General features: G+C 46.6%; 7 protein-coding genes. 6 read left to right on the top strand and 1 reads right to left on the bottom strand.

Translation table 11 applies throughout. From position 1 onward, the window contains the following. Positions 1–17 precede the first annotated feature (17 nt). From QUA07_RS13950 to QUA07_RS13930, 5 genes are all read left to right on the top strand, one after another. Positions 18–1,886 (top strand): efflux RND transporter periplasmic adaptor subunit, encoded by a 1,869-nt coding sequence (locus tag QUA07_RS13950; protein WP_333326050.1) that lies wholly within the window; start codon positions 18–20, stop codon positions 1,884–1,886. A 221-nt stretch (positions 1,887–2,107) separates the two neighbouring features. Then, positions 2,108–3,325 carry an ABC transporter permease gene (locus QUA07_RS13945; RefSeq protein WP_333326048.1) on the top strand — a complete coding sequence of 406 codons (1,218 nt, stop codon included), beginning with the start codon at positions 2,108–2,110 and terminating at the stop codon, positions 3,323–3,325. A 117-nt stretch (positions 3,326–3,442) separates the two neighbouring features. Further along, positions 3,443–4,663 (top strand): ABC transporter permease, encoded by a 1,221-nt coding sequence (locus QUA07_RS13940; protein ID WP_333326046.1) that lies wholly within the window; start codon positions 3,443–3,445, stop codon positions 4,661–4,663. A gap of 320 nt (positions 4,664–4,983) precedes the next feature. Further along, a complete protein-coding gene (locus QUA07_RS13935; protein ID WP_333326044.1) occupies positions 4,984–6,711 on the top strand; it encodes a chemotaxis protein CheB in 1,728 nt (575 codons plus the stop codon). Positions 6,712–7,393: 682 nt separating this feature from the next. Next, on the top strand, positions 7,394–9,604 hold the full coding sequence (locus QUA07_RS13930) for a S8 family serine peptidase (protein ID WP_333326042.1): 2,211 nt from the start codon (positions 7,394–7,396) through the stop codon (positions 9,602–9,604). 274 nt (positions 9,605–9,878) lie between these two features. Here QUA07_RS13930 and QUA07_RS13925 read toward each other — a convergent pair whose 3' ends face one another. After that, positions 9,879–12,902, bottom strand: coding sequence for a glycerol-3-phosphate acyltransferase (locus QUA07_RS13925; RefSeq protein WP_333326040.1), 3,024 nt, complete (start codon positions 12,900–12,902; stop codon positions 9,879–9,881). 211 nt (positions 12,903–13,113) lie between these two features. On the opposite strand from QUA07_RS13925, the gene psb35 reads away from it, so the two are divergent. Then, positions 13,114–13,326 (top strand): photosystem II assembly protein Psb35, encoded by a 213-nt coding sequence (psb35, locus tag QUA07_RS13920; RefSeq protein ID WP_333326173.1) that lies wholly within the window; start codon positions 13,114–13,116, stop codon positions 13,324–13,326. Positions 13,327–13,885 lie beyond the last annotated feature (559 nt).

Raw genomic sequence — 13,885 nt, 5'->3', positions numbered from 1 at the left:
AAATTAGGTGAGTCGGTATGATCGTTAGCCCTAAAAAGGAAACTGCTCAGGTCAAGGTGGAAGATACTCAGACTGTAGACACCAAGACCGCAGAGACTAAAATTGCAGATAACAAAACCGCCCAAAAGCAGTCTCCGAAGAAACCCGCGCGCAAACCGCAGCGGTGGGCGATTGGGTTGGTTGCAGCCGGGTTGCTAGCTGTACCGACCACCATATATATAGCAAAAAGTCGATCGCAGCCGAAAGTAGATGCGATCGCCACTATGACAGTGCCGGTGGAAGCGCAAAACCTCACGGTGCGGATCACGTCGAGCGGCACCGTGCAGCCGGTACAGCGCGTGAATCTCAGCCCCAAAGGCTCCGGCCGGATCGCAGAATTATTTGTAGAACAGGGCGATAAAGTCGAAGCAGGACAGATTGTGGCGCGCATGGAAAGCCGCGATGTAGAAGCTCAACTCGCTCAAGCTAAAGCCCGCGAAGCCAGCGCGCGAGCTAGACTCGCCAAAATCGAAGCAGGAAATCGATCCGAAGACATCGCCAGCGCCCGAGCGCGTTTAGAGCAAGCCGAAGCCAGTCTCGCGCAAGTCCAAGCCGGCAGCCGCGTGGAAGAAGTTGCAGGAGCCAGAGCCCGCTTGCAGCAAACTCAAGCAGGCTTGCAGCGACTGCGAGCTGGCAGCCGCGTTGAAGAAGTCAGCCAAGCGCGAGCTCGTTTAGCCCAAGCTCAAGCTCGTTTAGCAGATGCTCAAACCGGCAGTGTCAAACAAGAAATTGCCCAAGCACAAACGCAAATTGACTCGAGTAAAGCCCAAGCCGAACTAACTGCTCAACGGGTGGAACGCAATCGACCGCTAGTGGAAGAAGGTGCTCTGGCTAAAGATAAACTGGATGAATTAATTAAAGAAAATCGTACAGCGCAAGCTAAATTAATAGAATCTCAAAGACGCCTGCAACAACTACAAGAAAATCGGCTGTCGCAAATTCAGCAACTGCAAGCGGCTGTGCAAGTCGAGCAGCAAGCATTGAACCAATTGCAAAACGGCACGCGCTCGGAAGAAATTGCCAAAGCCGAAGCAGAAGTTGCCGAAGCTAAAAGCAAATTAGCGCAAGTAGAAAACGGCAACCGTCCAGAAGAAATCGCCAAAGCCGAAGCAGCAGTTGCTGAAGCAAAAAGCCAATTGGCGGCACAAGAAAACGGTTCTCGCCCGGAAGAAATAGCTCAAGCTCAAGCTGAATTAGCCGAAGCTCAAGCTCAAGTCCGCTTTCAAGAAGTGCAGTTAGAAGATACGAAAGTTCGCGCTCCTTTTGCGGGCGTTATTACCCAAAGATATGCCATCCAAGGAGCTTTTGTAACTCCGGCAACTTCGGCATCGGAAGCTACTTCGGCAACTTCGACATCGATTGTCGCTCTCGCAAGAGATGTGGAAGTTTTGGCGAAAGTCCCGGAGGCTGATATCAGTCAAATTAAACCGGGGCAAGAAGTTGAAATAGTAGCTGATGCTTATCCAGATAAAGTGTTTAAAGGTCGCGTTAAGTTAATTGCGCCGGAAGCTGTTAAGGAACGGGATGTGACGCTATTTCAAGTGCGAGTTGCCATTGATACGGGCAAAGACTCGCTGCAATCGGGGATGAATGTAGATTTGAGATTTGTCGGTCAAAAGCTGAGCAATGCTTTAGTTGTGCCGACGGTGGCAATTGTGACTAATAAAGGTCAAACGGGTGTGCTAGTTCCCGATGAGAAACAGCAGCCGAAGTTTAAGCCTGTTACGGTTGGATCGACTATTGGCAACAAGATTCAGATTTTGGAGGGTGCCGCAGCGGGCGATCGCGTTTTTACGGAACTTCCTCAAGGTAAAAAATTAGAGGATATTATCAAGAATCAGAAATAGGGCATGGGAGGAATATCCTAATAACTCACATTTTGCACCATTCTTAAGAACAGGCAAGATGCCTGTTTCACAAAGAGTGAATTTGATTCTTAAGAACAGGCAAGATGCCTGTTCCACAAAGAGTGAATTTGATTGTGGGGAGTAGGGGTTGGGCATCCTGCCCGCCCTCCAATAACCAAAATCGAATCCCAAATCTAAAATTTAAAATCCAAAATTGAATTATGGATATTGTTGAAAGCGTCAAAATGGCCGTCACAACTTTGATGGCAAACAAGCTTCGCAGCACCTTGACGATGTTAGGAATTATCATCGGCAATGCTTCTGTCATTTCGATGATCGGTATCGGGGAAGGAGCTCAAACATTTATCGAGGGACAAGTTAACTCTCTGGGTTCAAACTTGCTATTTATTATTCCCGGTAGTCCTGAAGCGCAAACCCGCCCGGTGATTCCGCCCCAGACTTTAGTAGTGGAAGATGCAGAGGCGATCGCATCTCAAGTTCCTTCTGTCCAAGAAGTAGCACCAACTCTCAATGATAGTCAAATCGTTACTTACCGCAATAAAAACGTTTCGTCTTCCATTGTCGGAACTACTCCAGAATTTCTGACAGTCAGAAGCTTTGATGTGGGTCAAGGTCGTTTTTTAAACAAATTAGATTTAGAAAGACAAGAAAATGTGGTTGCTTTAGGATCGGAAGCAGCAGAACAATTGTTTGGCAATACACAGCCAGTTGGTCAATACATTCGCATCAAAAATTCTAGCTTTCAAGTGATTGGAGTCATGCAGGCGAAAGGTTCAAGTTTTGGCGACAATCAAGATATGAACGTTTATTTGCCGCTGACAACAATGGCCAATCGAATTGTGGGTCGCTCGTCTCCCTACGGTACAAAAGTAACATTTATTTCGGTGGCTATTAAAGATGAAACTATGATGCAAGCTGCCCAATTTCAAATAGAAAATTTGCTCAGATTGCGTCATAAAATTACTAAAGAGGATGATTTTACTGTCCGAAATCAGAAAGAGTTAATGAAAACTTTGGGCAACATTACTGGTGGTTTGACGTTGATGTTGGCTTTCGTGGCGGCAATTTCGCTGTTTGTCGGCGGCATTGGGATTATGAATATTATGCTGGTTTCTGTTACCGAACGCACTAAGGAAATTGGACTGAGAAAGGCGATCGGAGCTTCTCAGCAAGATATCCTGATTCAGTTTATGATAGAGTCTGTGATTTTGTCAGCAGCAGGCGGGGCGATCGGCACTGGATTCGGTATCGGCGGCGTGCTTTTAGTAGCTGCTTTTACTCCCCTGCAAGCTAGTGTTTCCCCAATGGCGATCGCACTTGCAGTCGGTGTTTCCGGCAGCATCGGCTTATTCTTCGGCATCGTACCCGCCAAACAAGCTGCTAAACTAGACCCGATTGTGGCACTCAGAAGTGCTTAATTACTTTGTTGACGGTTGACGGTTTGCTGTTGACTGTTGACGGTTGACTGTTGACTGTTAGAAAAATAACTCATAACTCATAACTCATAATTCATAACTAATAACTCATAAGAAAGTATGAATTTTATTGAAAGCGTCAAAATGGCAGGCCAAACACTACTAGCAAACAAAACTCGCAGCAGTTTAACCATGATTGGCATGATTGTGGGCAATGCGTCAGTAATTGCAATGATTGGAATTGGACAAGGAGCTCAAAAATTTGTAGCAGGAGAAGTTCAATCCCTCGGTACAAATGTATTAATCGTGAGGCCGGAAGTACCGAACGCTAGGCGAAGTGCCATCTCAAGTGCGCCTCAAACTCTCGTATTGCCAGACGCAAAGGCGATCGCAACTCAAGTCCCCTCCGTTCAAGGCGTGTCAGCAGAACTTAACAGTTCAGAGATTGTTCGCTACAGCAACAAAAATGTTTCGGCTCTAATTTTCGGCACAATTCCAGAATTTCTCACTGTCCGAAACTTTGAAATGGCTAAAGGGCGATATTTGACGGATCTCGATGTCAGACGAAGCAATCAAGTTGTAGTTCTCGGTTCAGAATTGGCTGAGAAACTGTTTGGCCATGTTAACCCCCTCGGCGAACAAGTGCGGATCAAAAATGTCAGTATGGAAATAATTGGAGTATTGGCGCCCAAAGGGACATCTTTTGGTACGAATTACGATAACTCGGCCACTGTGCCGATCACCACAATGGCCAATCGCATAGTCGGGCGCAAATCTCCCTACGGTTTGGCTGTCACGTCGATATTTATTTCGATTAAAGATGAATTGCAAATGGACGCCGCACAATTTCAGGTAGAAAACCTGCTGAGATTGCGCCACAAAATTACTAACGAAGATGATTTTAATGTCAGAAACCAAAAAGATTTAATGGCAAGAATGGGGGCAATTTCCGGCGCTTTGACTCTTATGTTAACTGCTGTTGCCAGCATTTCCCTATTAGTCGGCGGCATTGGGATTATGAACATTATGCTTGCGTCTGTCAGCGAACGCACTCAGGAAATTGGGCTCAGAAAGGCGATCGGCGCATCCCAACAAGATATCTTGTTTCAATTTATTGTCGAAGCTGTAATTTTATCCGCTGCCGGAGGGATCGTCGGTACTGGCGTAGGTGTCGGGGGTATCTTGCTGGTAGGTAATTTCACGCCATTGCAAGCTGGAATATCACCCGTGGCGATCGCCCTTGCGGTCAGTGTATCCGGTGCAGTCGGCCTCTTCTTCGGCGTTGTCCCCGCCCGCCAAGCCGCCAAACTCGACCCGATCGCAGCTTTGAGAAGTGCTTAATCAACATATACTTATTCAGTTACACAATCCGCACCTTTTATGCTGGTAAAAATTATCTTTAGATAAAGATAAAAAAAACCGTTTGTTTATAAAAAATTAACAACGTTGCAGTATCTAATGCAGTTTCAACGTCTGTATTTTTACGCAAATTCAAAGCGCAAAACTTCATAAAAAGCCCGTTAAATATTAAATAAACCTTGGTTGTGGCGTTTACTTATCAACCAGAAAGTTTAATACTATTAAATCAGGGGTAAATACACCTAAGCATCTACAGACGGTACGAACCTTTGCGCTTTAATCAAAATATCCAATAAATAAACATGGCATCCCTGAACCCCAGTTCTAAATTTGACTATCTCGAAGGAACCATCCAACCAGACAGATTTAACGCCTTGGATGGCAACGACATAATTTATGCCAACAGCGGAGACGACTATCTCGAAGGCGATGCAGGCAAAGACAAAATCTGCGGCGACCAAGGCAACGATACGATTGTTGGTGGTGCAGACAATGACATCCTCTGGGGAGGCAAAGGCAGCGACCTAATTAGTGGCGATTCCGGCAACGATCTCATCTACGCAGGCGTAGGTAGCGATACCATCAGCGGCGGCACAGGCGATGATATATTTGCCATTGCTAAAGGCAGCGGTGGCCCAACTGTAGCTACAGCCGACTACATCGCCGACTTCGGCAACGGCAATGACAAAATTCGATTGCTAGACGGCCTCAGCTTTGAAGATTTAAACATCCAGCAAGGCACCGGCGCCAACAGCAACAGCACTATAATTCAAGACAAACTCACGGGCGAGTATTTAGTAGTATTGGCGGGAGTCAACAGCAACACAATCAACCGCGACCAATTCACAAATCAGCTATCGGGAAACCCTGTCATTGAGTGGAACGGAGTCATGCTGAATGCAGTGCGGACAGCCAGTACCGCGCCTCCCCTCGCCTCCCGCAACATGGCAATGGTTCACGCAGCCATTCACGATGCTGTTAACTCGATCAGCAAAAAATACAGCCCTTACCGGGTCAACATAGATGCACCAGCAGGCACATCAGCAGAAGCCGCGACAGCAGCCGCAGCCCACCGCACCCTAGTCAGCCTCTACCCAGCGCAAGCAGCCACATTCAACGAAGTATACGCATCGTCTTTAGCTAAAATTACCGATGGCAAAGCTAAAGAAGACGGGATTGCCCTCGGACAGCAAGTTGCTGACCAAATTATCAGTTCGCGGAGTACAGACGGCATCACGCAAGTAGTGCAGTACACCCCCAAAACCGAACCCGGTAGTTGGGTGCCGACTCCCCCTGCCCTTGCGGCCGCGCTGGCGCCACAGTGGGGAGAAGTTACTCCCTTTGCCATGACTAGCGGTTCTCAGTTCCGCCCGGCCGGCCCGCCTGCCCTTGACAGCGCCAAGTACGCAGAGGAAGTTAACTACGTCCAAGAAATCGGCAAAAGTGACAGTCTTACGCGCACCCCAGACCAAACTGTGATCGCCAAATTCTGGGCTAACGGCGCTGGGACGTTTACGCCTCCGGGCCACTGGAACCAAATCGCCGAAGAAACAGCGACTCTCACCGGCACATCCCTGGAAGATAGCGCCCGCTTGTTCGCCCTGCTGAATATTGCTCTGGCCGATGCAGCTATTAGTTGCTGGGATACCAAGTATGAGTACAACTTGTGGCGGCCGGTGACAGCTATTCGCCAAGCAGACACAGACAACAATCCCAACACGACAGCCGACCCCCTATGGACTCCGCTGATAACTACTCCGCCGTTCCCTGAGTACACGTCTGGTCACAGTACCTTTAGCGGTGCTGCAGATCCTGTTATGAGTTCTGTATTTGGTTCGGATTACGGCTTTGCCGATCGGGGAGATCCATCTGTCAACAGTTTGCGAACCTACGAGAACTTCAGCGAAGCGGCCGACGAATCGGGCATGAGTCGCATTTACGGAGGCATCCATTTCATGAGTGCTAACGTAAATGGCTTGAGTGCGGGTAGAAATGTGGGGAACTATGTTGTCCAGAATTTCTTAGTGTAGGAAAGTAGCAGTTCCCGATAGTTTTGTAGTGAGGACTGAAGTCCTCACTCTACTGTTTAGTTTCTCAGAAAAAAAATCCTTACTACCCTCGCAACGTTGCTAATTTTATGGTGAATTTAGTAGCAAGCCTAATTCTTATACATACCCAGCTCAAAAGCTATGTATGTATGACATAGAGGCTCCTATTTACACTTTTAATTAATTCGGATTTCCGCCGTCAAACTCACCTTCAGAAACAGTCTATGTTGACCGTTACACTCGTCCGCGTCGAATTTGCGTTATATAGCGTTTTGTATGGCAATTCCCTGTGGTTAAACCCACATTCCGCACTTCTTAACATAGTCAAAAATATGTTGACGATCAAACGTCATCCTAGGAATTTAATTGCCAACATATTCTCGATAGTTAATGACTATTGAGAACAAAGAAACACTCCTTAATAAAAACTCATATTTCTACATATCAGCGCAATAATTGTAGACAAATAATTACAGCCATTTCTTACCAAAAAATCCCCAATTAGTGTTAAAACCTGCGGAATGTGGGGTTAAACCTATCCATAGGATTGTTGCCTGAGTCCTATGAATTTTCTTTGAGTATCATTAAAAAACTTTGCGATTTCAGGGTTGAAACTTTTTCCCTAGTAAAATGTACCTATTGAGCTGACCAGGAGCATCTGATTATGAGTGGTTCCAGCAGTGACGGTAATTTTTTCGATCTAACTCCCAATTCTGATTACTTCAGGCTAACCCCAGGACTTTTAAATCCCTTCACCAGAGGACTGCGGGCTTTAGAAGGTAATGATACTGTGATTGGTTCGGTATCTCCAGAATCGATCGATGGCGGTGGCGGTCAGAATTTCCTCTTAGGAGGTAGCGGTAACGATGCCCTATTGGGCAGGAACTTTGATGACTTCATCTCTAGCAACTTTGGGAACAATACCCTCGTTGGAGGTCAAGGAACAGACTCGCTGCACGGTAGTCAAGGCAGCGACATACTTACAGGTTCTGATGGCCAAGACAGTTCGGTTAGCAATGTGGGTGGAGACACGCTAATTGGTGGTAGCGGTAATGACGGATTTGTACCCCAAACCGAACGAAAAGCAGCAGCAGTAGGAGTAACAGACCTCGGTACCCTGAAAAATTCAATTAGCCGGAATGGCTTCGTAGGTGAAAACGACATCCAAGATATTTACACTTTCACCACTGACACACTCAGTAGTCTCAAGTTGAAACTCAACGGTTTGAGTGCGGACGCTGATTTATTCTTGGTGAGGGATGCTAATGGCGATGGTGAACCGAATCCAGACGAAATCGACTCTGGTTCTGGCTCCCTAAATTATGAAACTCAGTCAGAAGTAATTGAAAATCGCTTTCTTGTACCCAGCAAATACTTTGTCTCCGTTGAACAGGGTGTACCGGGAGCTAACACCAGCTACAACCTGGATATAACTGTCAAGCCAATTCAGTTATTGCTGAACCAAGCTACTCCTCTTGTTGGCGCATTTAGCGGCGAAATCAAGTATTCGTTGGACAACGTTGTTTATGAAAACCAACCTGCGAAACTCTACAAATTTGATCTCCCACAGCCCAGCAACCTTCAAGTCAACTTGCGGGGAATGGGGACAGGTAAAGATGCGGATTTAGTGCTGTTTCAGGATGTCAACAAAGACAACAAGGTTGATTTTGGTGAAATTCTTAGGGTTCCTGAACAGCAAGGCAACAATCCAGAGGAAATTTCCTTTAAAGGTTTGTTGGCAGGTACTTATTTTCTCGGAGTCAATTCTTTTGAAGGCAGCACACCCTACAACCTCAGCATCTTAGCTGCACCGACAACAGATAAGTTGTTCAACAGCTTGTTTGGCTACGGACTGGTGGATGCAGCAGCGGCAGTTGCGAAGGCCACTGGTAAACCGTTGGATGCTGCTAACCCGCTCACCAGTGCAGCTAAATTGAATAACATAGGAGACTTAAACCTGATCAATGTTGCCCCAGCCTGGAAAGCAGGATACACGGGTAAAGGTGTTGTAGTTGCGGTACTGGATACTGGCTTTGACTTGGGTCATCCCGATTTACAGAGCAATATCTGGCGGAATCCTAAAGAAATTCCGGGCAATGGTATTGATGACGATCTCAACAACAAAACTGATGATGTAAATGGGTGGGATTTTGTGGATGGCGATGCTACTGTCTCCCCAGATTCAAACGATCAGCATGGGTTTCACGGAACTCACGTAGCAGGAATTATTGGGGCGAAAAGAAATGGAATTGACATCAATTCTCCCAATGACAGCTACGAAATGAATGGGGTTGCTTATGATGCTCAGATTATGCCGATTAGGGTGTTGGGCAGCAAAGGTGGGGAAGATAAAAATATCGCTGATGGCATTCGCTATGCGGTAAACAATGGCGCAAAGGTGATCAACATGAGTTTGGGCGGACCAACGGCCAACTGGCATAAAGTACGACAAGCCCTAGAATATGCCAAGCAACGCGGAGTTTTTGTGGTGATGGCAGCGGGCAATGAGCGGGACGAACTCAACCCTAGCGAACCAGCTTTTCCAGCATTTTATGCTTTCGATAATTTGGGAATAGCTGTCGGAGCAGTAACAACTTTTCCAGGCAAACAGGTGACAGTTTTTTCCAATCCTGCTGGTTCGATACCAACAAATTTTGTGGTTGCTCCGGGCCATGAAGTCTTATCTACAATTCCGATTACGCAGAGAAGCGTAGATAGTTATGGCTTCCTGCAGGGAACGTCTCAGGCTGCTCCCTATGTTGCTGGTGTAGTTGCTCTAATGCTTCAGGCGAATCCAAAGTTAACTCCTGACCAAATTTTGGAATTTCTGACGACAACAGCAAAACCTGAAGGAATTACCCCGGAAGTTAAGTAGACATAATTAACAATCACTGGGAAATTTCTAGAGCCCCGGTTTCTCCAAGAAACTGGGGTTTTGAAGATGTACACAGGACTTACGCACGGCCCAGAAACTGGGTTTTTTCGAGTCTCTTCGCTGTCGCCCGCCGAAACCCTAAAAAACCCGGTTTCTAAGCATTGCAGCGGGTGGTCGGAAACCGGGTTTTTTCCCAAGAATATGTTACAGATGGCAGAAGCTGCCAAAAACCCGGTTTCTTGGGTTTTTATGCGTAAGTCCTGGTACATTATTTTTATTCGAGCAATTCTACAGTGCCGAGATACCCATCCACTCGGACTTTTTGACCGTCTCGCAAGCGAGTTGTAGCTTCAGAAATATTCATAACGGCGGGAATTTTGTACTCGCGAGCGATAATTGCTCCGTGAGACAATTGGCCCCCAACTTCGGCGATAATTGCTTTTGCTCCTAATAGCAGCGGTGCCCAACCTGCATCCGTGTATGGGACTACTGCGATCGCATTTTCTCCTAAATCCGTGCTCGCGGTGCGGCAAATCTTGACAAAGCCTTCGACACGACCAATACTTGCCGGAATTCCCTGGATGATATTAGTTTCCGATGTTGCGGAGTCGATCGCCCTTTTCTGAGAATTTGGCAGCAAATTGCCGTAGACTACAGGGGGAATCGGGCGATCGCGATCGGCTACCAGGCGATCGCGCCTTTCCCTAATTGTATCCTGAAAAGAAACACTTGCGCCACTGCGAATCCACTGCTGAATTTCCCCAAATTCCAGATAAAAAATATCCCCGCTTTCCTGAAACACCTGCATTGCCAATCCGCAAGCTTCAATCTCCAAAAAAGTCCAGCGCAGGTGAGCCAACAACCGCGCGTAAATTTCGCTAATTTCGTTTTTGACAAGCGCTCTTTCTTGACATTTATCTAATCGCCAATTCTGCGAAAAATTTAATCCTATTTCACGCTTTTCAACTAAATTAGTTTCGGCTTTTTGAGCCATAGTTATTAGCAACTTTTGATAAATTTCCGGTTGTTCTCGCCAAGTAGGAACAGCAATATCCGTTCCCACCTCGCTCAAATATCCGTAAGTATCAAGCCACTTTTCAAACTCTGCTTGTAAACCCGGAGTTTCCGCAAATGTCTGTGCTAAATGTGCGACTGAAACAGTTGCGTTAGGCTGCGAAACAGCAGCTTGCCGCAGTTTCTGAGCCAACTGCTGTAAAGCTCGCACCGAAGCAATTTCAGGAGCGCTGTCATTAGCCAGCCAGTCATCATTAACACGAAAAATTGCCTTGCGAATAGCCAGTCCTATCGGCCCTAATATATTGTAGTAAGTAATCGGTTTCAGCCACTCCTGAATTTGCTCCGCTTTCTCCAACAATTCCGTTAAATATTGATAATCGGGCATTGGGCATTGGGCATTGGGCATTGGGCATTGGGCATTGTTACTACTGTCAACTGTCAACTCCCTACTGTCAACTGCCAACTGCCAACTGACAACTGACTTCTCTATTTTTTGCAGTGCCGGGAGGAAAATAGAAGTATGATCGCCCTTAAATTCTGCATTCAGCGCCCTCTCTCGCTGCAGCAGACGCCATAAACCAGGCAAATTCGGCAAAATCTTCCCCAAAGGTGGCTTGCCCATTTTTTGCCCTCTGAGCAAAAATTCCAAACCCTGCTCCGGCAATCCCATCATCCGAAAAATTTCGCCCAACAAAGTCGCATTAAAATAGGCGTGAGAACCCAGCAAAGTTGCCGTTTCATTAAAGTTTAAGCCACTGGCGCGATCGCCCAAAACCACCTTAAAAATCTCTCCCCAAACCCCGCAAGTCAGCGGCCGATTAATCGACCAAGTTAGGGGACGAATTGCACCGGGAATCACTTCTGCTGCAATTGTTCGCGTCCAGAATGGCTGCAAATTAGTAATCGGGCGACTTTGCAAAATCCAAACTTTTTCCCCGTCCCAACTCCACTCAATATCCTGCGGTATTCCGTGAAAAAATGCTTCAATCGCTTGGGCTTGTTTCACCAATTCTGTTAAAATCGATTGAACACTAATTGAATTACTTTGAAGTTCAGTTAATTTTTTTTCTAATAATTCAGGTTGACTAAAATCAATTTCTAAATGAACCGGAGTACATTGTCCGCCGACAACAGCTTCGGCTCCTCCCGGTAAAGCTTCTATAATTACCTGGGAACCACCATCTAAAGGATTGCGGCTGAACATGACTCCCGCAAATTGGCTGTCAATATAAGGCTGAATTAATACAGCCATTTGGGTGTCGGGTAATTGTCGCTGTCGGCGGTAAGCCACAGCTTCGGAAGTCCAATAAGACTGGCGGCAGCGATTAATGCCGTCGAGCAATTCTGCTTCAGTGAAAACAGGGCCAATAGTTTGATATTGTCCAGCCGCTGAACTAAGATCGCCGTCTTCTCCCGCAGCAGAAGAGCGCACAATCATTCGATTTTGGATTTTGGATTTTAGATTTTGGATTACAGAATTACTGATTAACAGTCGATCGGCATTTTCGTCATCTCTTCTTCCTTCTCCCCTCTTCCCTCTTCCTTCTTCCCTCTTCCCTCTTCCCTCTTCCTTCGATGGCAATATAAAACCCGCAGGTACGTTAAAACCTGCGCGTTTGAGTTGAGACAATTTAGCCGCTTTATCACCGCAGATTGCAGCATCTAAGGAGTCATCAAGAGAAAACAATTGCTCTGATTTAGATAAAGCCATATCATCACCCTGATTGAAATTAATTGCTGCTAACAACAAAGCTAATCCTGTTGCTGCTAAAAATTCGGGCATTGATTGTCCCCACACCCAAACCCAGATAGGAGTACACAGACACCCGCAACGGGAAGCAAAGAGTCTCGCCCGATCGCCCTCACCCCACCAGCGCTGTGCCAAACCCCACACCAGCAGCCCCCAAATGCCCGATGATACAGCCACCGGCGGCGAAAATACCAAAAGACCCCAAACAGCGTTGGTCACGCCTCCACCTCGGGCGATCGCATATCTGCCCGCCACTAGCGGAATTAACAGGGCGATCGCGATCGCAGGTGCATCCGGGAAGCAAAATCGCCCCGCCAAAACCGGCAAAATACCCCTGGCAATTTCCGCCAACACCGCAGCAATTCCCGCTAATTTCCCGCCGTGAATGAAAGCAGCAGACACACCCACATTCCCCGTACCCAGCGCCCTCAAATCTCCGCGGGTAAACACTCGCACCGCCCATCCCGTTAGCGGTAAAGCACCCAGGCTGAAACTAGCAGCCAACAGCAATGCTATTGTCGGCAACGGCATAAAATCAGCTCTCCTATTTTCAAGCTCTAACCATTATGACGGCAATTCTGTCACTTTTTCTGTCTTCAGATATATCAACAAAAGGGCATTAGCACTTAAGATAATGTAAAAGTAGAGTAGATAAGGATTTAGCCTAATGATAGATATCAGCTTGACCACCCCCATAGCAGTTGTTGTTGCACCCATCAGGCAAGTAATGATTGAGCTGCTGATGCAGCAGCCAGTGCCGGAATCAAGTGTCAGCTTGACGGCTCCAATCGCAGTTCTTGTTGTTGGCTTTATTGCCGCAGCTTCGATCGGCTCGATCGCCTGGTACAACTCTAAGCGCCCCCCCGGTTGGGAATCCAAAGAACGCCCTGATTTTGTACCCAAAGTTGATAAAGACGATTTGATTGCTGAAGTTTCTGAGTCACAGAAAAAATAGAATAAAGCTGTTTTAGCTCGAAAAAAGCTTTGAGAGGAATAGGAATTACCCTTGCAGATCGATCCCGTAGGGTGCGCCTTGGCGCGCCTTACGCTATGTAGAAAGGCTTTGAGTGAATCGTTTTAATTGGCCGAAAGCACTAATGTCAATAAACTGAGCGCTCATCCCACGATCGATCGCTTTATTTACATTGATGCAAGATATCATTAGATAGATTTAATCATAGAAATTTATAAGTTGACTACAGCTTGGAAGTTCTCTTGAGATTCAGCCTCTTTTGGGGGGCTGCGTTTGAGATATCTCACCACTTTTTCGTAAATTTGAATGATCAGGCGATCGCCCCGACGATTATTTTCCAGTTTTATGTCATAAGTTGGTTTTTTCGACGTATGGGCAATCGCTCTAAACCAATGCGGCGGCTTGATGTGGTGACTTGTTTTCTACGCCTAATTCCGTCCGCTTCAAAACCAACAGCGTAATATCCCACATTCCGCAGATGTGTGTGGAATTTTTTTATCAGTTGTGAAAAGTTGGAGTCAAAAAGTTTTTCCGTTTAACT

The organism is Microcoleus sp. T3_A4 (genome assembly GCF_036700465.1).
Classification (GTDB): Bacteria; Cyanobacteriota; Cyanobacteriia; order Cyanobacteriales; family Microcoleaceae; genus Microcoleus.
Note: the sequence above shows the minus strand (reverse complement) of the source record. Positions and strands in the feature narration are given on the sequence as shown.